Annotated in this window: 22 protein-coding genes; 13 read left to right on the top strand and 9 right to left on the bottom strand. The window is 61.6% G+C overall.

Going from position 1 to position 22645, the window contains the following annotated elements; all coding sequences use genetic code 11:
* Positions 1–48: 48 nt before the first annotated feature.
* From rsfS to GIV35_RS10965, 11 genes are all read left to right on the top strand, one after another.
* Positions 49–543 (top strand): ribosome silencing factor, encoded by a 495-nt coding sequence (gene rsfS, locus GIV35_RS11015; protein ID WP_003176298.1) that lies wholly within the window; start codon positions 49–51, stop codon positions 541–543.
* A gap of 9 nt (positions 544–552) precedes the next feature.
* Positions 553–1020 carry a 23S rRNA (pseudouridine(1915)-N(3))-methyltransferase RlmH gene (gene rlmH, locus GIV35_RS11010; protein ID WP_003176297.1) on the top strand — a complete coding sequence of 156 codons (468 nt, stop codon included), beginning with the start codon at positions 553–555 and terminating at the stop codon, positions 1018–1020.
* A 14-nt stretch (positions 1021–1034) separates the two neighbouring features.
* Complete coding sequence (gene mrdA / locus GIV35_RS11005; RefSeq protein WP_105228663.1) at positions 1035–2933, top strand: penicillin-binding protein 2; 1899 nt, start codon at positions 1035–1037, stop codon at positions 2931–2933.
* Positions 2934–2964: 31 nt separating this feature from the next.
* Positions 2965–4068 (top strand): rod shape-determining protein RodA, encoded by a 1104-nt coding sequence (gene rodA, locus GIV35_RS11000; RefSeq protein WP_044268991.1) that lies wholly within the window; start codon positions 2965–2967, stop codon positions 4066–4068.
* A 17-nt stretch (positions 4069–4085) separates the two neighbouring features.
* Positions 4086–5096, top strand: coding sequence for a lytic murein transglycosylase B (mltB, locus tag GIV35_RS10995; protein WP_054896188.1), 1011 nt, complete (start codon positions 4086–4088; stop codon positions 5094–5096).
* Positions 5096–6100, top strand: coding sequence for a septal ring lytic transglycosylase RlpA family protein (locus GIV35_RS10990; protein WP_032895156.1), 1005 nt, complete (start codon positions 5096–5098; stop codon positions 6098–6100). The genes mltB and GIV35_RS10990 overlap by 1 nt, the downstream gene beginning before the upstream one ends.
* A 183-nt stretch (positions 6101–6283) precedes the next feature.
* The gene (locus GIV35_RS10985) at positions 6284–7441 is read left to right on the top strand and encodes a D-alanyl-D-alanine carboxypeptidase family protein (protein ID WP_105228659.1); all 1158 of its coding nucleotides are present in this window, start codon (positions 6284–6286) and stop codon (positions 7439–7441) included.
* Positions 7442–7526: 85 nt separating this feature from the next.
* Positions 7527–7808, top strand: a complete 282-nt coding sequence (locus GIV35_RS10980) for a DUF493 domain-containing protein (protein ID WP_005791752.1) — start codon at positions 7527–7529, stop codon at positions 7806–7808.
* Entirely contained in the window at positions 7808–8455 is a 648-nt protein-coding gene (lipB, locus tag GIV35_RS10975; protein WP_034126907.1) for a lipoyl(octanoyl) transferase LipB, read from the top strand. Before GIV35_RS10980 ends, lipB begins: the two co-directional genes overlap by 1 nt.
* Positions 8456–8480: 25 nt before the next feature.
* Complete coding sequence (lipA, locus tag GIV35_RS10970; RefSeq protein WP_161794304.1) at positions 8481–9482, top strand: lipoyl synthase; 1002 nt, start codon at positions 8481–8483, stop codon at positions 9480–9482.
* Between the two features lie 152 nt (positions 9483–9634).
* Positions 9635–10555, top strand: a complete 921-nt coding sequence (locus tag GIV35_RS10965; RefSeq protein WP_236264796.1) for a S66 peptidase family protein — start codon at positions 9635–9637, stop codon at positions 10553–10555.
* Positions 10556–10661: 106 nt separating this feature from the next.
* Here the strand turns inward: GIV35_RS10965 and GIV35_RS10960 are convergent, their stop codons facing one another.
* From GIV35_RS10960 to leuS, 5 genes are all read right to left on the bottom strand, one after another.
* Positions 10662–11987, bottom strand: coding sequence for a lytic murein transglycosylase (locus GIV35_RS10960; RefSeq protein WP_200647556.1), 1326 nt, complete (start codon positions 11985–11987; stop codon positions 10662–10664).
* Between the two features lie 62 nt (positions 11988–12049).
* Positions 12050–12214 (bottom strand): alternative ribosome rescue factor ArfA, encoded by a 165-nt coding sequence (arfA, locus tag GIV35_RS10955; RefSeq protein WP_003176285.1) that lies wholly within the window; start codon positions 12212–12214, stop codon positions 12050–12052.
* A 662-nt stretch (positions 12215–12876) separates the two neighbouring features.
* The gene (gene holA / locus GIV35_RS10950) at positions 12877–13914 is read right to left on the bottom strand and encodes a DNA polymerase III subunit delta (RefSeq protein WP_003194456.1); all 1038 of its coding nucleotides are present in this window, start codon (positions 13912–13914) and stop codon (positions 12877–12879) included.
* 39 nt (positions 13915–13953) lie between these two features.
* The gene (locus GIV35_RS10945; RefSeq protein WP_014720078.1) at positions 13954–14559 is read right to left on the bottom strand and encodes an LPS-assembly lipoprotein LptE; all 606 of its coding nucleotides are present in this window, start codon (positions 14557–14559) and stop codon (positions 13954–13956) included.
* 87 nt (positions 14560–14646) lie between these two features.
* Entirely contained in the window at positions 14647–17253 is a 2607-nt protein-coding gene (gene leuS, locus GIV35_RS10940) for a leucine--tRNA ligase (RefSeq protein ID WP_003194453.1), read from the bottom strand.
* A 261-nt stretch (positions 17254–17514) separates the two neighbouring features.
* On the opposite strand from leuS, the gene GIV35_RS10935 reads away from it, so the two are divergent.
* Positions 17515–17820, top strand: coding sequence for a hypothetical protein (locus tag GIV35_RS10935; protein WP_223024312.1), 306 nt, complete (start codon positions 17515–17517; stop codon positions 17818–17820).
* Between the two features lie 97 nt (positions 17821–17917).
* Positions 17918–18679 (top strand): YdcF family protein, encoded by a 762-nt coding sequence (locus tag GIV35_RS10930; RefSeq protein WP_213153452.1) that lies wholly within the window; start codon positions 17918–17920, stop codon positions 18677–18679.
* A gap of 50 nt (positions 18680–18729) precedes the next feature.
* Here GIV35_RS10930 and lnt read toward each other — a convergent pair whose 3' ends face one another.
* From lnt to GIV35_RS10910, 4 genes are read right to left on the bottom strand one after another with little or no spacing between them, the layout of a single operon-like run.
* Positions 18730–20253 carry an apolipoprotein N-acyltransferase gene (gene lnt / locus GIV35_RS10925; RefSeq protein WP_200647553.1) on the bottom strand — a complete coding sequence of 508 codons (1524 nt, stop codon included), beginning with the start codon at positions 20251–20253 and terminating at the stop codon, positions 18730–18732.
* 8 nt (positions 20254–20261) lie between these two features.
* Entirely contained in the window at positions 20262–21101 is an 840-nt protein-coding gene (locus tag GIV35_RS10920; RefSeq protein WP_003194444.1) for an HlyC/CorC family transporter, read from the bottom strand.
* A 42-nt stretch (positions 21102–21143) separates the two neighbouring features.
* Positions 21144–21602, bottom strand: a complete 459-nt coding sequence (gene ybeY / locus GIV35_RS10915) for an rRNA maturation RNase YbeY (protein ID WP_105228643.1) — start codon at positions 21600–21602, stop codon at positions 21144–21146.
* Positions 21595–22599 (bottom strand): PhoH family protein, encoded by a 1005-nt coding sequence (locus tag GIV35_RS10910; RefSeq protein ID WP_019818064.1) that lies wholly within the window; start codon positions 22597–22599, stop codon positions 21595–21597. Before GIV35_RS10910 ends, ybeY begins: the two co-directional genes overlap by 8 nt.
* Between the last annotated feature and the right edge of the window lie 46 nt (positions 22600–22645).

Here is a 22645-nt window from a genome sequence, read left to right as displayed (position 1 = left end):
ACGAACCGTGCAGCAAGCGCCCGAACATACGAGCAAAACGAGTTTTATATGACGAACAAAGACGTAAGCAAAGTTAAGCGCAAAGGCACCTTCAAAAGCGCGCCGCTGCCGGTTGAAGCCCATGTCGGCCCGGAACTGGCTGGCGAAGAGCTGGTGAAAGTCGCCGTGGCTGCCCTGGAAGACGTTAAAGCCCAGGACATCCAGGTGCTGGACGTGCGCGACAAGCAGAGCATCACCGACTTCATGATCATCGCCACCGGTACCTCCAACCGCCAGATCGGCGCGATGCTGGACAAGGTTCGCGAAGCCGTCAAAGCCCAGGGCGTCAAGCCACTGGGTGAAGAAGGCAAGGGCGACAGCGACTGGGTGCTGCTGGACATGGACGATGTGATCGTTCACATGATGACCTCCAACGCTCGCCAGTTCTACGACCTGGAACGTCTGTGGAAAGGCGCCGAGCAGAGCCGTGCCGCCGATGGCAAGCACCACAGCCCGGAAGTGGGCCACGCGCACTTCGACAAGCTCAACAAAGACCAGGAATAAGGAACGGCTGTGCGCCTGCGTCTGATCGCTGTCGGTTCACGCATGCCCAAGTGGGTGGAAGAAGGCTGGCACGAATATGCCAAGCGTCTGCCCGCTGAGCTGTCGCTTGAGCTGGTGGAAATACCGCTCAATACCCGGGGCAAGAACGCCGACGTGGCGCGCTTTATCCGTCAGGAAGGCGAAGCCATGCTGGCCAAGGTCGGCCCCAATGAGCGCATCGTCACCCTTGAAGTGCACGGCAAGCCCTGGAGCACCGAGCAACTGGCGGTGGAGCTGGATCGCTGGCGCCTGGATTCGCGCACGGTCAATTTCATGGTCGGCGGCCCGGAAGGGCTGGCGCCGGAAGTCTGTGCGCGGGCCGATCAGCGTTGGTCGCTGTCGGCGCTGACGTTGCCGCACCCGTTGGTAAGGATTCTGATCGGTGAACAGCTGTATCGCGCCTGGACAGTTCTGTCCGGGCACCCTTACCACAAATAGTCTGCGCCGCCCCGATGACCCAACCGATCCGCATCAAGGACCACGAGAAAGACGCACGTCTGGTACGCGCGCGGGTGGTGTTCGGTGCTGTCTTGGTGGTGGTGCTGATGTGCGTGCTGATTGCGCGGCTGTATTTCCTCCAGGTGATCCAGTACGACTATCACTCCACGCTGTCGGAAAACAACCGGGTGCATGTGCAGCCGATTCCCCCGACCCGTGGGCTGATTTTCGACCGCAATGGCGTAGTGGTTGCCGATAACCGGCCCAGCTTCAGCCTGAGCATGACCCGTGAACGCTCCGGCGACTGGAAGCAGGTCCTCGATGTCATCGTCGAGGTGCTGCAACTGACGCCGGAAGACCGGGCCGTCTTCGAGAAGCGCATGCGGCAGGGGCGCCGGCCGTTCGAGCCGGTGCCGATCCTGTTCGAGCTGACCGAAGAGCAGATCGCCCGTATTGCGGTGAACCAGTTCCGCCTGCCGGGTGTGGAAGTGGTGGCGCAGTTGGTGCGGCATTACCCGCAAGGGCCGCACTTTGCCCACTCCGTTGGCTACATGGGGCGGATCAACGAGAAAGAGCTGAAAACCCTCGACCCGATCAACTACAGCGGCACCCATCACATCGGCAAAACCGGTATCGAGCGCTTCTACGAGGCCGAGTTGCATGGCCAGGTAGGTAACGAGGAAGTCGAGACCAATGCGCGTGGCCGCGTATTGCGCGTGCTCAAGCGCACCGATCCGGTGCCTGGCAAGGACATTGTCCTGAGCCTGGACATCAAGTTGCAGGAAGCTGCCGAGATGGCCCTGGGCGGTCGGCGGGGTGCCGTAGTGGCGCTGGACCCGAAGACTGGCGAAGTGCTGGCGATGGTCAGCCAGCCCAGCTTCGACCCCAACCCGTTTGTGACTGGCATCAGCTTCAAGGCCTACGCCGAGCTGCGTGATTCCATCGACCGGCCACTGTTCAACCGTGTGTTGCGCGGCCTGTACCCGCCGGGCTCGACCATCAAGCCGGCGGTGGCGATTGCCGGCCTGGATGCTGGCGTGGTCACGGCCTCAAGCCGGGTGTACGACCCTGGCTACTACATGCTGCCAAACTACGATCACAAGTACCGTAACTGGAACCGCTCCGGTGACGGCTATGTCGACCTGGACACCGCGATCATGCGCTCCAACGACACCTATTTTTACGACCTGGCCCATAAACTGGGAATTGATCGGCTGTCTGCCTACATGGGCAAGTTCGGTCTCGGTCAGAAAGTCTCCCTGGACATGTTCGAAGAATCCCCCGGCCTGATGCCGTCGCGGGAGTGGAAGCGTGCGACCCGACGCCAGGCGTGGTTCCCCGGCGAAACCCTGATCCTGGGTATCGGCCAGGGCTATATGCAGGCCACTCCGCTGCAACTGGCCCAGGCCACGGCGCTGGTGGCGAACAAAGGCGTGTGGAACCGACCGCACCTGGCCAGAACCATCGAAGGCGAAAAACCGGTGGACGACAATCCGATTCCTGACATCGTGCTGCGTGACCCGTCCGACTGGGCCAAGGTCAACCACGGCATGCAGCAGGTGATGCACGGCGCTCGCGGCACTGCGCGCAAGGCGGCGGTCGGCGCGCAGTACCGCATTGCCGGCAAGAGTGGTACGGCCCAGGTGGTCGCGATCAAACAGGGCGAAAAGTATGACCGCTCCAAGGTGCAGGAACGCCACCGCGACCACGCCTTGTTTGTCGGCTTTGCCCCGGCGGAAGACCCGAAAATCGTGGTGGCAGTGATGGTCGAGAACGGCGAGTCCGGCTCCGGCGTCGCGGCCCCAGTGGTACGCCAGGTGATGGACGCCTGGCTGCTGGCCGACGATGGCCGGCTCAAGCCCGAGTATGGCGGCCCCCCTTCAAGCCCCGAGGTTACGGCCCGTGAAGAGTAATTTTGACCGCATCCTCTCCAGCGAAGATGTGATGCGTCGCCGTGCGACGTTGCTGCAACGCATGCACATTGATGGCCCCCTGCTGATCCTGCTGCTGACCCTGGCAGCCGGCAGCCTGTTCGTGCTGTATTCGGCCAGCGGCAAGAACTGGGACCTGCTGATCAAGCAGGCGTCCTCGTTTGGCCTGGGCCTGCTGTCGATGGTGGTCATCGCCCAACTGGAGCCGCGTTTCATGGCGCGCTGGGTGCCCTTGGGGTATGTCGCCGGCGTGTTGCTGCTGGTGGTGGTGGACGTCATGGGCCACAACGCCATGGGCGCCACACGCTGGATCAACATCCCCGGGGTGATTCGCTTCCAACCGTCGGAATTCATGAAGATCCTGATGCCGGCCACCATTGCCTGGTACCTCTCCAAGCGCACCTTGCCGCCGCAGCTCAAGCACGTGGCGATCAGCCTGATCCTGATCGGCGTGCCCTTTGTGTTGATCGTGCGCCAGCCGGACCTTGGCACCTCGTTATTGATCCTCGCCGGTGGCGCGTTCGTATTGTTCATGGGCGGCCTGCGCTGGCGCTGGATCCTCAGCGTGCTGGCAGCCGCCGTGCCCGTGGCCGTGGCCATGTGGTTCTTCTTCATGCACGACTACCAGAAGCAACGGATCCTGACGTTCCTCGACCCGGAGAGCGATCCGCTGGGCACTGGCTGGAACATCATCCAATCCAAGGCGGCCATCGGTTCCGGCGGGGTATTTGGCAAGGGATGGTTGCTGGGCACCCAGTCTCACCTGGACTTCTTGCCCGAGAGCCACACCGACTTCATCATCGCGGTGATGGGCGAAGAGTTCGGCCTGGTGGGCATTTGCGCGTTGTTGCTGATTTATCTGCTGTTGATTGGTCGCGGCCTGGTGATCACTGCCCAGGCGCAAACGCTGTTCGGCAAATTGCTCGCCGGCAGCCTGACCATGACTTTTTTTGTTTACGTTTTCGTCAACATCGGTATGGTCAGTGGCCTGCTGCCGGTGGTTGGGGTGCCGTTGCCATTCATTAGCTACGGCGGAACTTCGCTGGTGACATTGCTGTCAGCGTTTGGGGTTTTGATGTCGATTCATACGCATCGCAAGTGGATCGCACAGGTTTGAATAAGGTGAAGATGTCAATGCAAGTAATGCGCGGCTGGGCGACTCGGCATGCGACCTGGATGGGCCTGATCGGGCTGCTGGGGGCAACGCAAGAGGCGCAGGCCGGTGACTACGATGGCTCTCCCCAGGTTGCCGAATTTGTCGGTGAGCTGACCCGCGACTACGGTTTTGCCGGCGAGCAACTGATGGGCGTGTTCCGCGAAGCCCAGAAAAAGCAGGCAATCCTCGACGCCATTTCCCGGCCCGCCGAACGCGTAAAGCAGTGGAAGGACTATCGCCCGATGTTCCTCACTGATGCGCGCATCGCCCGCGGCGTGGATTTCTGGCGTCAGCACGAGGCAGTCCTCGCTCGTGCCGAGCAGGAGTACGGCGTGCCAGCCCAGGTGATCGTCTCGATCATCGGCATCGAAACTTTTTACGGGCGCAACACCGGCAGCTACCGGGTGATCGACGCTTTGTCGACGCTGGGCTTCGATTACCCGCCCCGCGCCGAGTTCTTCCGCAAGGAACTGCGCGAATTCCTGTTGCTGGCCCGCGAAGAGCAGGTCGACCCGTTGAGCCTCAAGGGCTCCTACGCCGGGGCGATGGGCTTGCCGCAGTTCATGCCGAGCAGCTTTCGCGCCTATGCGGTGGATTTTGACGGTGACGGGCACATCAATATCTGGAGCAACCCCGACGATGCCATCGGCAGCGTGGCCAGTTACTTCAAGCGCCACGGTTGGGTCGCCGGCGAGCCGGTGGTTATCCGCGCCGATGTCACGGGCGAGCGCGCCGACGAGGGCCTGACCCAAGGTATCGAACCGGTCAAGACCGTCGGGGAGTTGCGAGCGCTGGGCTGGTCGAGTCAGAATGCGCCACGCGACGACATGCCGGTGACGGCATTCCGCCTGGAAGGCGCAAATGGCCCTGAATACTGGATGGGCCTGAAGAATTTCTACGCAATCACGCGTTATAACCGCAGTGTGATGTACGCCATGGCCGTGCATCAGCTGTCAGATGAGCTGGTTCAAGCACGGGGCAACAAGTAATGCGGGTATCGCCGTTCAAAAAACCGCTCAAGCTGGTGGCGTTCGCCGCGTTGTCCTTGTTGGTAGCCAGTTGTTCCACCACCCCTAACCGTGCGCCGGCCAAGAAGGCGGGCGGTGCGGTGGTGCGCGCCCAGCCGGGCCTGGACATCAACCGTGCGCACAAAGATGGCGCGCCGTGGTGGGATGTGGATGTGTCGAAGATCCCGGACGCCACGCCGACGCTGCACACCGGCCCGTACAAGGCCAACCCCTATACCGTGCTGGGCAAGAATTACTTCCCGCTGCAGGAATCCAAGACTTACGTGCAGTCGGGCACCGCGTCCTGGTACGGCACCAAGTTCCATGGCCAGAACACCGCCAACGGCGAAGTGTATGACCTGTATGGCATGAGCGCGGCCCACAAGACCCTGCCGCTGCCCAGCTATGTGCGCGTGACCAACCTGGACAACAATCGCACCGTGATCCTGCGGGTCAATGACCGTGGGCCGTTCTATTCGGACCGGATCATCGACTTGTCCTACGCGGCCGCCAAGAAACTCGGTTATGCCGAAACCGGCACCGCACGGGTCAAGGTCGAAGGCATCGATCCGGCGCAGTATTGGGCCCAGCGTGGCAAACCCGCGCCGTTGATGCTCAACGAACCGCCAACCCCGCAACCGCAAGTGACGGCCTCCACCGGCAAGATCGAGCAATGGACCCCGCCACCTGCGCAGCATGCGCCTGATACCGTGGTGGTGCCTCACGCGGCAGCGGGCGCCTCCATGGCCGGTGGGCAATACCTGCAGGTCGGCGCTTTCGCCAACCCGGATGCGGCAGAACTGTTAAGGTCCAAGCTCAGCGGCATGGTCAGCGCGCCGGTCTTCATCAGTTCCATCGTGCGTAACCAGCAAACCTTGCACCGTGTACGCATGGGCCCTATCGGCTCGCCGAGCGAGGTGGCGCAAGTGCAGAACAGTGTGCGCCTGGCCAACCTGGGGCAACCCAGCGTGGTCACCGCAGAATAAGCAGTAACGGATTGATGGCTCAGACGCGCATGCGCGCTTGAACCCTGGTTGTTGGCTCGTTGAACAATAAAAACCCAGGGGCAAGGGGTGAGCGGGCAACCGAACACGTGACAGTCTGGAAGCGGGCTGTCTGAATAGTTTTGCCCGCGAGGGCAAGTTTCCATAAGCAATTTCGAGAGACGGATGAACATCACCACCTTAGCCAAACGTACGTGCCTGCTTATCTCGCTGATCATCACCCCAGCCGCCTGGGCGGTTGAAATGGTGCCGGCCTCCCCGCAACTGGCCGCCAAGTCGTGGGTCCTCATGGACGCCGCCAGTGGCAACGTGCTGGTCGAAAGCGGCGGTGATGTACGCCTGCCGCCTGCCAGCCTGACCAAGCTGATGACCGCCTACATCGCGACCCTGGAAATTCGTCGCGGCCAGATCGGCGAAAACGACCCGGTTACCGTCAGCGAAAACGCCTGGCGTACCGGTGGTTCGCGGATGTTCATCAAGGTGGGTTCGCAAGTCACCGTGAGCGACCTGCTGCACGGCATCATCATCCAGTCCGGTAACGACGCCAGCGTCGCCCTGGCCGAGCACATCGCCGGCAGCGAAGATGCCTTCGCCGACATGATGAACAAGACGGCCGGCGAGTTGGGCATGACCAACAGCCACTTCATGAACCCGACTGGCCTGCCGAACCCAGAGCACTATTCGTCGGCTCACGACATGGCGATCCTGGCGCGCGCCATCATCCGCGTTGACCCGGTGCACTACGCGATCTACTCCCAGAAGGAGTTCTTCTGGAACAACATCAAGCAGCCTAACCGCAACCTGTTGCTGTGGCGCGACAAGACCGTCGATGGCCTGAAAACCGGCCACACCGACGAAGCTGGCTACTGCATGGTGTCGTCCGCCGTACGTGATGGCCAGCGCCTGATCGCCGTGGTATTCGGCACCAACAGCGAGCAGGCCCGTGCGGCCGAGACGCAAAAGCTGCTGACTTACGGCTTCCGCTTCTTCGAAACCCAGACCTTCTACCAGAAGGGTGCTGAGCTGGCGACTGCACCGGTTTGGAAGGGCGCAACCTCGCAAGTCAAGGCCGGCCTGGCCGACGACCTGACCCTGACCATGCCTAAAGGCCAGCTCAAAAAGCTCGCCGCCAGCATGACCCTGAACCCGCAATTGGTTGCGCCAATCGCCAAGGGTGATGTGATCGGCAAGGTCGAAGTGAAGCTGGACGACAAGGTGGTGCACAGCGCCGACCTGATCGCGCTGGACGCTGTCGAGGAAGGTGGTATCTTCCGCCGCGTATGGGATAGCATCCGTCTATTCTTCTACGGCTTGTTCAACTGATTGTGTGCACCTGCAAAGCCCCGCGTTGATCCAGCGCGGGGCTTTGCCCGTCGCCACGGCTTAGCGCTTACGAGGCTGTTCTGCCATGACCGATAAAGACGTAGAAGTAAAGGCGCCAAAGATCGAATTCCCTGTGACGGATTATCCCGTCAAGGTGATCAGCGATACCGGTGTCGGCCGCAAGGACAAGATTCTCGAGATCGTCAGGAAGCACGCGACGATCAACGACAACCGCGTGGACGAGCGCCAAAGCTCCACCGGCAAGTACACCACGATCCAGTTGCACATCGTTGCGACCGATCAAGACCAGCTCTACAACATCAACAGCGAACTGCGAGCCACCGGCTTCGTGCATATGGTGCTGTGATGTCGCAAGTCCTGGGCTTTCGCGAGCTCGGCCGGATGGCATACGAGCCGGTCTGGCATGCCATGCAGCGCTTTACCAATGAGCGCGGCACTTCGGCCCCGGATGAAATCTGGCTGGTGGAACACCCGCCGGTATTCACCCAGGGCCAGGCCGGCAAGGCCGAGCACTTGCTGCTGCCGGGTGATATTCCGGTGGTGCAGGTCGACCGAGGGGGTCAAGTGACTTACCATGGGCCCGGTCAACTGGTGGCCTACCTGCTGCTGGACGTGCGCAAGCTGGGGTTTGGCGTGCGCGACCTGGTCAGCCGCATGGAGACGTGCCTGATCGAGCTGTTGGCCAGTTACGGCGTGACCGCCGTGGCCAAGCCCGATGCACCGGGTGTATACGTGGATGGCGCGAAAATCGCCTCCCTGGGGCTGCGCATTCGCCACGGTTGTTCCTTTCATGGCCTGGCCTTGAATGTGGACATGGACCTGGCGCCGTTTCGGCGCATCAACCCGTGCGGTTACGCCGGGCTTGCGATGACCCAGTTGAGTGACCATGCAACATCCATAGAATTTGCCGAGGTAAGTGCCCGGCTGCGCGCGCAGCTCGTCAAACACCTCGACTATGCAGAGCAGACGACCCTGACGGGCGGAATCGATTGATATGACTACTGATGTTGTGCAAACCATGATCCCGACGCTGGACATCACTGAGCGTCCAGCCCCGGCCCCGCGTGCCAAGGTGGAAGCCGGCGTCAAGCTGCGCGGCGCCGAGAAGGTTGCACGCATCCCGGTCAAGATCATCCCGACCACCGAACTGCCGAAGAAACCTGACTGGATTCGCGTGCGCATCCCGGTTTCGCCGGAAGTCGACCGTATCAAGTCGCTGCTGCGCAAACACAAGTTGCACAGCGTATGCGAAGAAGCCTCCTGCCCGAACCTGGGCGAGTGCTTCTCTGGCGGCACCGCCACCTTCATGATCATGGGTGACATCTGCACCCGTCGCTGCCCGTTCTGCGACGTCGGCCACGGCCGTCCGAAGCCGTTGGACGTCAATGAGCCAGAAAGCCTGGCCATCGCCATCGCCGACCTGAAGCTCAAGTATGTGGTGATCACCTCCGTGGACCGCGACGACCTGCGTGACGGCGGTGCCCAGCACTTTGCCGACTGCATCCGCGAGATCCGCAAGCTGTCGCCCAACGTGATGCTCGAAACCCTGGTGCCGGACTACCGTGGCCGTATGGACGTCGCCCTGGAAATCACCGCTGCCGAGCCGCCGGATGTGTTCAACCATAACCTGGAAACCGTGCCGCGCCTGTACAAGGCGGCGCGCCCGGGTTCGGACTACCAGTGGTCGCTGACCCTGCTGCAGAAATTCAAGCAGATGATGCCGCACATCCCGACCAAGTCCGGCTTGATGCTGGGCCTGGGTGAAACCGACGAAGAAGTCATCGAAGTCATGAAGCGCATGCGCGAACACGACATCGACATGCTGACCCTGGGTCAGTACCTGCAACCGTCCCGCAGCCACTTGCCGGTGCAGCGCTTCGTGCACCCGGACACCTTCGCCTGGTTCGCCGAGGAAGGCTACAAGATGGGCTTCAAGAACGTGGCCTCGGGCCCGTTGGTGCGGTCTTCGTACCACGCCGATGAGCAGGCCAAGCTGGTCAAGGCGAGCCTGGTTTCGTAAGCCGCTCCAGGATCAATGTGAAATGCGGGCTTGTGTGGGAGCTGGCTTGCCTACGGTAGCATCACCTCGGTGTCACTGATGCACCGAGGCGCTTGCATCGCAGGCAAGCCAGCTCCCACATTTCGTTCTGCGTCATATAGGGAGAACCATGGATGACCGCCGCCGTACCTGCACTGCGTCCCGAAGGCACCCTCGGCCTGATCGCCCCCGCCGGCCCCGCCGCGCTGGATGTTGAAAAAGCCCGGCAATGGATGCGTGCCCGTGGCTACGACCTGCACATTTTCCCTGGTGTACACGAGCGCGACGGCTACCTGGCCGGTAGCGATGAAGTGCGCCAGCGCGATTTGCATGCCGCCTTCGCCAACCCCGACATCGATGCCATCCTCTGCCTGCGTGGCGGCTATGGCACGCCCCGTTTGCTGGATGCCGTGGACTTCGACCTGCTACGCGCCAATCCCAAGCCGTTTGTGGGCTACAGCGATATCACCGCCTTGCACCTGGCGATCAACCGTTATGCCGGCTTCGTGACCTTTCACGGCCCAATGCTCAACGCCGACCTGCTCGGCGGCAAACAGCCACCCACCGAGTCCTCCTTGTTCAGCCTGCTGCGTGGCCAACGGGGCGCCGGCAGTGTGCTGCCGCACCCGATGGCCTACCCGCTGACCACAATCGAGCCGGGTGTGGCTTGTGGGCGCTTGCTGGGCGGTAACTTGTCGATGATCGCCGCGGTCATGGGCACGCCGTACGAAATAGACGCTGACGGCATCATCCTGTTTATCGAAGACGTCAACGAACCGCTCTATCGCATCGACCGATTGCTGACTCACCTGCGCTTGGCTGGCAAGCTGGCTCAGGTCGCCGGTGTGCTGGTAGGGGATGTGGCCGGTGTGGATAGCGCGGCGTTGGCGCATCTGCTGAAGCAGACCTTTGAGCCGCTGTGCATTCCAGTGCTGGCAGGCTGGCGCAGTGGGCATTGCGACCCGAACCTGACATTGCCGGTGGGCGCCTTGGTGCGCCTGGATGCGGGGGAGCAGCGGGTGGTGTTGGAGCAGGATGTAGTGTTCAAGGCTTGAGATAGTTATCGCTTATCAGGGCCTATCGGGAGCAAGCCCCCTCCCACATTTTGAAATGCATTCCAAGTGTGGGAGCTGGCTTGCCTGCGATGGCGGTGGTCGCGGTTTACTGACCCTGCAGCGATTCCAGCAACTTCACCGTCGGATACCCATCCGCCGGCCAGCCCAACGCCTGCTGTGCAGCCCGAATCGCCTTGCGCGTGTTGGCGCCAATAATCCCGTCGGCATTACCCGCGTCATACCCTTTGGCGCTGAGCGCCGTTTGCAGGTCAATGCGTTGCGAACGGCTCAGTGGCCGCTCATCTTTTGGCCAACTGCCCCGAATCACACCGCCGCCGCCAAATCGCTCCGACAGCAAGCCAACCGCCAGTGCATAGGACGACGAATTGTTGTACTTGAGGATCGCGCGGAAGTTATCCAATACCAGGAATGCCGGGCCACGGTAGCCGGCCGGTAACAGCAGGGCGGCGGACAACTGGTCGACATTGGCCGGCAGGCTCACGCCAGGGGGGAGTTGGATGCCCAGCTGCAACCATTGCGCCACGGTCTTGCGCACGCCGCCATCGGCCAGGCTGTAGTCGAAGCCAGACGGCAGCGGCTGCACTTCAACGCCCCATGGCTGGCCTTTCTGCCAGCCGGAGCTTTGCAGGTAATGCGCCGTGGAGGCGAGGGCGTCAGACGGGCTGTTCCAGATATCGCGGCGACCGTCACCGTCGAAGTCCACGGCATGGGTGTTGTAGGTGGTCGGGATGAACTGGGTCTGGCCCATCGCCCCGGCCCAGGAACCTTTCATCTGGTCGGCCTGAATATCGCCATGCTGGATGATCTGCAGCGCTGCCAGCAACTGCGCTTGCGCAAAGGCCGGACGACGTCCTTCATAGGCCAGGGTGGCCAGGGAGCGGATCACCGAGTTATTGCCCTGGAAAGCGCCGAAGTTGCTCTCCATGCCCCACACCGAGACCAGCGCCTGGCGGTCGACGCCATAGCGTTGCTCGATGCTTTGCAGAATATCGGCGTACTTGACCAGCAGTGCCTGGCCATTGCGCACGCGCACCGGCGACAGTGCACCGTCGAGGTATTCCCACACCGGGCGGGAGAATTCCGGTTGGCTGCGGTCGGCGCGAATCACCGCCATATCAGGGGTGACGCCGGCAAAAGCGTTATCGAACACGGCCGCAGTGATCCCGGCTTGCAGCGCTTGAGCACGGAAGCCAGCTTGCCATTCGGCAAAGGTCTGGGTCGGCTGGATATCGAGATTGTCCACCGCCAACGGGGCCACCACGGCAGGCGCGATAGCCGGGGCCGTCTGGAGCTTGGGCAGGGGTTGAGCGTCCGCAGCGGTAGGTTTTTCGGCGCAGGCGACGAGCAGAATGAGGCTGGAGGCAGCGATCAATTGGCGTAGGTGCCAATGACGAGAAAGACGAGAGGGCATGCACAGGTCCAGGGGGTTACAAATCAGGTACAGACCTTATCATGCCAGAGGGGCGCTTGCCTTCAGGCAGCCAGAAAGTAAGAAGCCTCCCAGCTATTAGACTGGAAGGCTTCGCGGCGGTAGCTGCCTTTGCCCTTGCCGGCGCGTTCCTGACGGCTGCGGAACAGTGGCTGGGCGATGATGGATTTGGCTTTGTTGGGGCCATGCTTGGATGGCTTTTTGCTCATGATGGATTCTCTCGCTTGGGGGTGGAATGCAGCGGTGCAAATCATCTGCCGAAGTGGGCCGGCTGTAAAGCCCGTCGATAGGTGGGAAATGTCGCAAATAAGCAATGGGCAGAGTCAATGTGGGAGCTGGCTCCCGCGACGGCCTGACAGCCGGCGCCTATCTCCCTGGCGCCCCAGGATCCCAATGTGGGAGCTGGCTTGCCTGCGATGGCGGCCTGGCAGTCAACACAGTTGGATGGTGTACATATCCATTGCTGCGGTAACGGCCACCTAGGGTTCCGCTCTGACAGCGGGTTACTTTTGGAAGGACCCAAAAGTAACCAAAAGGTCCTCGCCCCACCACTCGGCACCTCGCTTGGGCTCGGTGTGCCCGAACGCAGGCTTGAATCCGTGGGCCGCCGCCACGCGCCATCCATGGCGCGGGGCGGCTAACCCGGCGTCCTGCCGGGTTACCCACGAATTCAAGCCTGCGTTCGGCCAGCGTGGTTTAACGGGGCGCTTAAGATCAAAAGCAGAGCAAGAGCAAGATCAAGATCAAGAGCGGCTCGCTTCGCATCGTGGTTACCGTTGAGCGCTACAGAGCTGTATCAGGAGCAACTGGCCCATCGCCATCGCAGGCAAGCCAGCTCCCACAGGGTTTTGTGGGGTGGTACAGAGGGAGATTACTCGGCAGGCAACGCCAGGCGCTGGCCGGCCATCAACAGCGACAGACGGCTCAGGCTCATCCACGGCGAGCCGGCCGCCTGGCCTTTGATCTGTGCATCGATGCGCTGCGCTTCCAGCAACAGTTGCGCCCAGCGTTGCGCCGAGTGCCGTTGCAGGGCTTTGCTCATCAGGGGTTTGCGCTTGTCCCACACCGGTGGGCGGGCCTGGCTGAAGCATTTGTCCAGCGGTGTGCCCTGGCTGTATTGCAGCGCAATGTTCGCCAACACGCGCAGCTCACGGGCCAGGGCCCAGAGAATCACCGGTGGTTCCACCCCTTCGCCGCGCAGGCCTTCAAGCATGCGCAGGGCGTGGGCGGGTTCGCCGTTGAGGATGGCGTCCACCAGGCCGAACACATCAAAGCGCGCGCTATCGGCCACTGCGCCTTGCACGGTTTCGACGGTGATCTGCCCGTCTTCAGCCATCAGCTTGAGCTTTTCGATCTCCTGGGCGGCGGCAAGCAGGTTGCCCTCGACCCGAGCGGCGATCAGCTCCACGGCATCCTGTGTCGCTGCGAGCCCTGATTGCGACAGGCGCTGACGAATCCACTGCGGCAACTGGTTGCTGTCCACCGGCCAGATCTGGATGAACTGAGTCTGTGGACCTTCAACCAGGGCCTTGCCCCACTTGGTTTTCTGCGCGCTGCCGTCGAGCTTGGGCAGGCTGACCAGCAACACGGTGTCTTCGGCGGGGCGCGAGCAGTACTCCATCAAGGCCGCCGCGCCTTTATCGCCCGGCTTGCCCGAGGGCAGGCGCAGTTCCAGCAGGCGTTTCTCGGCAAACAGCGACATGCTCGCGCCAGCTTGCAGCAGCGTGCCCCAGTCGAAACTGGCGTCGGCGCTGAAGACCTGGCGTTCATCGAAGCCTTGTTGGCGTGCGGCGGTGCGAATAGCGTCGGCCGCTTCCTGGCACAGCAGCGGGTCATCACCGCTGACGATATAGACAGGCGCAAGGCCACCTTGCAGGTGCTTGGCGAGTTGGGCGGGGGCAAGTTTCATAGGCGGGGCGAACGGGGCGCCAGGGGCGCCCCGTCTGGCTTACTCGACAGGGACTTCAACAGGCGACTGTTTCGGTGTGTTGTCTTCATATTCCTGCGCAGCTTTCAGGGCGTCGGCGTCAGCCTTGGCCTTGTTATCGGCCACTTGCTGCAGCTCAGCCAGTTTTTCCGGGGTGAGCATTTGCAGGCGAGTCATCATGCGCTGGATCAGCTCACGACGCATTTCCTTGCGCACCTGGATGGTCTCGGAGTCCGAACCCACCAGGTTGTTGCCATCGTGGCTCACCACTTTCTGCACCTGGATCTTGTCACCCATCAACGGCAACTGATCACGGCCTTGTATTTCGAACATCAGCGCTGTGTTCAGCTCGACGTCGGACGCACGGCCAGCACTGGCGTAGCTGATATTGCGCTGGGTTTCTCGCTCATCCGTCAGGATCAGTTTGTAGGTTGCGCCGTTGTACACGTGCACACCGCTGTTTTCCAGGGTCTGGCGCAGCTGGGTGACGGTTTCGCCGTAGGCGTTGCGGGCGCTGACGTCGAGTTCCTTGAGCGACAGCTCATTGGTGCCGGTGCCGCGCAGCTGGAAGCCGCAAGCGCTCAACAGCACGGCAAGGCCCATAACCAGCAGATTGCGTTTGATCATTTTGTTGCTCCCCTTGAAACCAGGTGGGCCTTATCGGGCCCTAAAGGTTTAGTTCGGCGCGGGGTCAAGCCCCGCGCCCGATCCGATTTAGCTGGCGACAATATTGACCAGTTTTCCGGGCACCACGATCACCTTGCGGATGGTCAGGCCTTCGGTAAAGCGCAGCACGTTCTCATTGATACGTGCAGCTGCTTCAACCTCTTCACGGCTGGCGCTGGCCGGCATGTCGATCTGGCCACGCAGTTTACCGTTAACCTGGATGACCAGTTGCAGCGTGTCCTGTACCAGGGCGCTGTCATCCTGCACCGGCCAGGCGGCATCGATGACGGCACCGCTGTGGCCCAGACGGCTCCACAGTTCATGGCTGATGTGCGGCGTGATCGGCGCGAGCAACAGGGTAACTGTTTCCAGGCCTTCCTGGATCAGCGCACGGTCTTGTTCGGTCGCCTGCGAGGCTTTTTCCAGCACGTTCATCAGCGTCATCACCTGGGCGATGGCGGTGTTGAATTTGTGGTTCTGCCCGACGTCCTGGCTGGCCTGGCGGATAGCCAGGTGGATGCTGCGGCGAACGGCTTTCTGCTCGTCGTTCAACGCGCCGATATCCAGCTTGCCCGGCAGGCCCTGGCTGACATGAGCGTGGGCCAGGCGCCAGACACGCTTGAGGAAACGGTGCGAGCCTTCGACGCCCGAGTCGGACCATTCGGCGCTCATGTCAGGCGGCGAGGCGAACATCATGAACAGGCGGCAGGTGTCGGCGCCGAACTGATCGATCATCGACTGTGGGTCGACGCCGTTGTTCTTGGATTTGGCCATCTTCTCGGTGCCACCGATTTCCACCGGCAGGCCGTCGGCTTTCAACTTGGCGCTGATGACCTTGGCCTTGCTGTCACGCTCAAGCTCGACATCCGCCGGGTTGAACCAGGTGTAGGCGCCGTTGGCTTCGCGGCGATAGTAAGTGTCGGCGATCACCATGCCCTGGGTCAGCAGGTTCTTGAATGGCTCATCGGAGCTCACCAGGCCTTCGTCACGCATCAGCTTGTGGAAGAAACGCGCGTACAGCAGGTGGAGGATGGCGTGTTCGATGCCACCGATGTACTGATCCACTGGCAACCAATGGTCGGCTGCGGATTTCTCCACCAGGCCGCCTTCATAGTGCGGTGAGGCATAACGAGCGTAATACCACGAGGACTCGACGAAGGTGTCCATGGTGTCGGTTTCACGCTTGGCCGGCGCGCCGCATTTAGGGCAGCTGCACTCGTAGAACTCGGGCATGCGCGCCAACGGCGAGCCAGCACCATCCGGCACCACGTCTTCTGGCAGCACGACCGGCAGTTGGTCTTCCGGTACCGGCACGTCACCGCAGGTTTGGCAGTGGATGATCGGGATCGGGCAACCCCAGTAGCGCTGGCGGCTGATGCCCCAGTCACGCAGACGGAACTGGGTGCGCGAGGCACCGAGGTTTTTCTTGATCAGCGCGACTTCCATGGCGTCGAACGCGCCCTGGAAGTCCAGGCCGTCGAATTCGCCGGAGTTGATCAGCGTGCCGTGCTCGCCGTAGGCGTCTTGCCACGGAGCGGGGTTGGTATCACCCGAGCTGGTGCGCACGACCGACTTGATAGGCAGGCTGTACTTGGTGGCGAATTCGAAATCGCGCTCGTCGTGGGCCGGCACGGCCATGACGGCGCCATCGCCGTAGTGCATCAATACGTAGTTGGCGACCCAAACCGGCAGTTTCTCGCCGGTCAACGGGTGCTCGACGAACAGGCCGGTTGGCAGGCCTTTTTTCTCCTGGGTGGCGACGTCGGCTTCGGCCACGCTGCCGCCTTTGCATTCAGCGATGAACGCCTGCAGCTCAGGGTTGTTCTGTGCGGCCTGGGTGGCCAGCGGGTGTTCGGCGGCCACGGCGACGTAGGTCGCGCCCATCAGGGTGTCGGGGCGGGTGGTGAACACCTTGAGTGCGCCGGCTTCGCCGATGGAGTCGACGTTGTACGGGAACTGCACTTCCATGCCCTTGGATTTGCCGATCCAGTTGCGCTGCATGGTCTTGACCTGTTCAGGCCAGCCCGGCAGATCGTCAAGGCTCGACAACAGTTCATCCGCGTAGGCGGTGATCTTGAAGTAGTACATCGGGATTTCGCGCTTTTCGATCAGCGCGCCGGAACGCCAGCCGCGACCGTCGATGACCTGTTCGTTGGCCAGTACGGTCTGGTCGATCGGGTCCCAGTTCACGGTGCCGCTTTTTTTGTAGATCACACCTTTTTCGAACAGGCGCGTGAACAGCCATTGTTCCCAGCGGTAGTAATCCGGCTTGCAGGTGGTGACCTCGCGGGACCAGTCCACCGCCAGGCCCAGGCTGCGCAGCTGGGTCTTCATGTAGGCGATGTTTTCGTAGGTCCACTTGGCGGGCGCCACGTTGTTTTTCATCGCGGCGTTTTCTGCCGGCATGCCGAAGGCGTCCCAACCCATGGGTTGCAACACGTTCTTGCCGAGCATGCGCTGGTAGCGCGAAATCACGTCGCCGATGGTGTAGTTGCGCACGTGCCCCATGTGTAGCTTGCCGCTGGGGTAAGGGAACATCGATAGGCAGTAGTAAGTCTCCTTGCCTGGCTGTTCACTGACTTCAAAGGACTTTTGCTCGTCCCAGAAGGTTTGGGCGGCATTTTCTATTTCACGGGGCTGATATTGTTCGTGCATGGCTACTTTTGAACTGGATAGGGGTGGCCTAATCCTCTTCGGTGCACTGTCCGGGTTGTTCGACACCAAGAAGCGGCGCGTCCGTGCCCAAACCCTGCGGGAAGTGGAGTTACAGGAAGCGCCGTAGCATACATGACCCCACTCTATCGAGGGAAACCCTGATTGCGCGCCAAGGGCCGTCTGTCGCGGCACCGGGCAGGCGCAGCAACGGGGGCTACGCTGTTTAGTGGGGAGCAAGTATTTCTTCAATGAGGTGAGGGGATGGTTGAATCGCAGCGAACTTTAACGAAACCGCAGTTGTATGAAGGATTGATCGACCGTTTGGGTCGGGCATTGGATGCCGCAAGAACCGCAGGCCGATTGCGTGATGAACGGCCTCTGGAGCTGGAGTTGCGAGGCTTGAGCCAGGCGGAGCTTGAATTGATCAAGAACTATCTGGCGTTGAATCACGACCGCGCCCCCCATGGGCAGGCTTCCCCGCCTGCTCATTCGGCCAAGGTCATCTGGCTCAAAGACCTGGCGACCGGCCGCGGGCCAGAGAACTTCCGGTCCGTGCGGTGCAAGTGAGCCCCGCGTTATCCGTTAGCATTATCAAAATGTTGTCGGTAAGGATTGTTGCAAAACCCCGATGCATCTAGGCTTCGGGCATCTTTGGAGATGCCCGATGCCTTTTCGTTATTTCATTAAACAACTGTTGTTGCCGCCCGGTATTTTTCTGCTGTTGTTGGCGTGTGCCTGGTGGTTTCGCCGCAGCCGTCCGCGCCTGGCGGGCTTGTGCTTTGCCCTGGGGCTGGGCGGCATGTGGTTGATCAGCCTGCCAGTGATGGTGCAATGGGGTGCCGGTGCCCTGGAGACAGAGCCGCCTTTGGCCCGGGAAGACTGGGCCACCCTGGCCCAGCGTGCCGATGCGATTGTGGTGCTGGGCTCGGGGCGCGAGCGTGGAGATATTGCGTGGGGCAGCGACCAGCCCACCGGTATTGGCCTGGAACGTGAGCGTTTTGCCGCGCGGCTGGCCAAGGCATCCGGTTTGCCAGTGCTGACCAGCGGCGGCTTGCACTACGGCACGCCGCCCAGTGAGGCCGAGCTGATGGCCGTGTCGATGCAGGATGACTTCGGTGTCACCGTGCGCTGGAAAGAAGAGCGCAGCCGCACTACCTGGGAAAACGCCCAGATGAGCGCCGAGATTTTGTTGCCGCAAGGCATCAAGCGTGTAGTGGTAGTGACCCAGGCCTGGCACATGCCGCGTTCGGTGTGGAGTTTTGAAAAGGCCGGCTTCACCGTGGTGCCGGGGCCGGTGGGCTTTTTGGGTGTCGACCATGGCCGACCGCTGGGTGGCTGGATGCCGGAGGTCAAGGCGGTGTGGCAAAGCGGGCAGTTGATCAATGAAGCGGTGGGGCAGGTGGGGTATCGGTTGTTCTACCGATAGGTGTAACACAGGAGATCAATTGTGGGAGCAGGCAAGCCAGCTCCCACAGGTCAGACCGTTTTGGCCATCCGAGCCGCCAACAGCGCCCAGCCAAAGAGCAGCACACACACAATGATCAACGGCCACGAACGCCATTGCAGGTATGGCGTAAGGTTATGCATCGGCACCACCTCCCCATAGAGAATGCCACGCTCGAACTGCGGGATCTGCGCGGTGATCTGCCCAAACGGGTTGATCAGCCCGGTCACGCCGTTGTTGGTGGCGCGGATCATCCAGCGGCCAGCCTCCAGCGCACGCATTTGCGCCATTTGCAGGTGCTGCAGCGGGCCGATGGAGCGGCCGAACCAGGTGTCGTTGCTGATGGTCAGCAGCAGGTCGCTCTGGGCCGACAGGCCGGCGGCGAATTCGGGGTACACCACTTCATAGCAAATGAACGGCGCAATCTGATAACCCTTGGCCTGCAGCATGGCCTGGTCAGAAGGGCCGCGGGCGAAGTCCGACATGGGCAGGTCGAAGAAGGCAATCAGCCCGCGCAGCATGTCCTGCAGCGGAACGTACTCGCCAAACGGCACCAGTTTTTGCTTGAGGTAGGTGCCGTCGCCTTCGCCGACCACGGTGATGCCGTTGAAGTAGCGCTTCTGGTGGTGCACTTCCTGGCGAATCGGTACCCCGGTGATCAACGCGCTGTCCCGGTCGGCGGCAAACTTGCCCATCATGCCCAGGTAGCCCTCCACGGACTCCTTGAGCACCGGCACGGCAGTTTCCGGCCAGACCAGCAGGTCGACGCGCTTGGAACTCAGGCTCATGTCGCGGTACAGCGCCAACTGTGCATTGAGCTGGTCCGGGTCCCACTTCATGCTTTGCTCGACGTTGCCCTGAATCGCAGCCACGCTCAGGGGCGCACCAGACGGCGATGTCCAGGCGTGATGCTTGAGTGCCAGGCCAATCGCCCAGGGCGCAACCAGCAATAACAGGCCCGCGCCGATGAAGGCATTGCGCTTGCTGACCAGCAGGCGCGGCAGGTTGCACAGCAATGCGGCAGTGAGCGCGAGGGCGAAGGAAATCAGCCACATCCCACCCAATGGCGCGAGGCCGGTCAACGGCCCATCGAGTTGACTGTAACCGGAGTACAACCACGGGAAACCGGTAAGGAACCAGCCACGAAAGGCTTCCTGGCCGACCCACAACGCGGCGAACGTCAATGCATCCGCCAGTGGTGCTTCGTTACGGCGCAACCAGCGCGCCCATAGCCAGGCGGGCAGGGCAAAGAACCAGGCGATGGCGGCGGTGAACAGCAGCATCAGAAACCCCGCCAGCAGCACCGAAGCGCCGCCGAAGTGGTGGATGCTGTAGTAGATCCAGCTGGTGCCGGCACCAAACAGGCCGAAGCCGAAACACCAGCCACGGCCCAGGGCCTGGCGGGGTGTCAGCTCCCGCAGGCCGATATAGAACAGGCCGACCGCTACCAGCGCCAACGGCCAGATATCGAACGGCGCCAGCGCCAGGGTTGTGATGGCGCCGGCCACCACGGCCAGCAAGTTACCGGGCCAGCCGGGTGAGGTGAGACGGCGCATGTCAGTCCTTAGCGGGCGATGGGTGTCAAACGGATCAGATGGATACGACGGCTATCAGCATTGAGGATGCGGAAGCGATAGGCGCCGATCTCGGTGGTTTCATTACGCTTGGGCAGGTGCCCGAACGCACTCATCACCAGGCCGCCGACGGTGTCGAACTCATCGTCCGAAAACTCGCTGTCGAAGAACTCGTTGAAGTTCTCAATGGGCGTCAGCGCCTTGATCAGGAAGTCACCGCTGGGCAGCGGCTTGATGTAGCTGTCTTCTTCGACGTCGTGCTCGTCTTCGATGTCGCCGACGATCTGCTCCAGCACGTCCTCGATGGTGACCAGGCCGGCCACGCCGCCGTATTCGTCAATCACAATGGCCATGTGATTGTGGTTGGCGCGGAACTCGCGCAGCAGCACATTCAGGCGCTTGGACTCGGGCACGAAGGTGGCCGGGCGCAGCAGGTCCTTGATGTTGAAGCTGTCGCCATTCTCCTTGAGGATCAACGGCAGCAGGTCCTTGGCCAGCAGGACACCCATGACGTCGTCATGGCTTTCACCGATCACCGGGTAGCGCGAATGCGCCGAGTCGATCACGGCCGGGAGGAATTCCCGTGGGGTCTGGGTCGCCTTGATGCTGATCATCTGCGAGCGCGGGACCATGATGTCACGTACTTGCAGGTCAGCCACCTGGATGGCGCCCTCGACGATGGCCAGCGCTTCGCTGTCCAGCAACTTGTTCTGGTGTGCATCGCGCAGCAGCTCCAAGAGCTCCTGGCGGTTTTTCGGCTCGTGGGCAAAAGCCTGGGTCAGTTTACCCAGCCATGACTTCTGCCCGTTGCTCGATCGGTCTTCGCTCATAGCGATTACTCTAAATCCTTTGATATGACAGTTGAGTGTTGATCAGCTTTCGTCGTCTGCATATGGGTCGCGGTGACCCAGTTCTGCAAGCAACGTTCGTTCCAGTGCTTCCATTTCCTCGGCTTCGTCATCGTCTATATGGTCGTAACCCAAGAGATGCAAGCAGCCGTGGATGACTAGATGGGCCCAATGGGCCTCAAGTTCCTTGCCTTGTTCCGCCGCTTCTCGCTCGACTACCGCGACGCAGATCACCAGGTCGCCCAGCAGCGGGATATCCAGCAATTCGTCGGGCACGTCGGCGGGGAAGGACAGCACGTTGGTCGCGTAGTCTTTCTGGCGCCAGGTGTGGTTCAGCTCACGGCCTTCGGCCTCGTCCACCAGACGAATGGTCAGCTCCGAGTCAGCGGTGCGCTGGCGCAAAGCCAGTTCACACCATTGGCGGAACTGGGCTTCGCTGGGGGCGGGCGCTTCGGTGGCCAGCTGCAGGTCTAGCTCAAGCATCGTGGCGAGCGTCCTTGGCGGGCGCGTCGTCGCGGTGTTCGAAACGCTCATAGGCTTCGACAATGCGCTGCACCAGCGGGTGGCGCACCACGTCCTTGGGCATGAAGTGCGTGAAGCTGATACCCGGCACGTCCTTGAGCACCTCGATCACCTGGCCCAGGCCCGACTTGGTGCCCTTGGGCAGGTCGACCTGGGTGATGTCGCCCGTGATCACGGCAGTGGAGCCGAAACCGATACGGGTGAGGAACATCTTCATCTGCTCGACGGTGGTGTTCTGGCTTTCGTCGAGAATGATGAAGCTGTTGTTGAGCGTACGGCCACGCATGTAGGCCAGCGGGGCGATCTCGATCACCTGGCGCTCGATCAGCTTGGCCACGTATTCAAAACCGAGCATCTCGTACAGCGCGTCGTAGAGCGGGCGCAGGTACGGGTCGATCTTCTGGGCCAGGTCGCCGGGCAGGAAACCGAGCTTTTCGCCGGCCTCGACCGCTGGGCGCACCAGCAGGATGCGCCGCACTTGCTCGCGCTCCAGGGCGTCGACGGCGCAGGCCACTGCGAGGTAGGTCTTGCCGGTACCGGCCGGGCCGATGCCGAAGTTGATGTCGTTGCCCAGGATTTCCTTGACGTACTTCTGCTGATTCAAGCCGCGTGGGCGAATCATGCCTTTTTTGGTACGCAAGGCCACGCTGGCTTCGGCCACCGGGTTATTGGCCAGGTCTTCCACAGCCGACTCCTGCAGGTACAGGTGCACGGTCTCCGGCGACAGCTCGCTACCCTTGGTTTCGCGGTAGAGACGGCGCAGCAGGTTTTCTGCAGACGTGGTGTGTTGGGGTTCACCAATGAGCTCGAACTGATTGCCGCGGTTGCGGATCTCGATGCTCAGGCGTTGTTCGATCAGGCGCAGGTGCTCGTCGAACTGTCCGCACAGGTTGGCGAAACGGCGAGCCTCAAAAGGCTCGAGGATAAAACGATGGGGTTCTGCTATGGGTGCGTTCAAGGTTGCTTTTAGCCGCCCTTTGGCTGATGAGGTGAGAGAGAGAATA

It is taken from the genome of Pseudomonas sp. PA-1-6B (genome assembly GCF_021609545.1).
Classification (GTDB): Bacteria; Pseudomonadota; Gammaproteobacteria; order Pseudomonadales; family Pseudomonadaceae; genus Aquipseudomonas; species Aquipseudomonas fluorescens_BV.
Note: the sequence above shows the minus strand (reverse complement) of the source record. Positions and strands in the feature narration are given on the sequence as shown.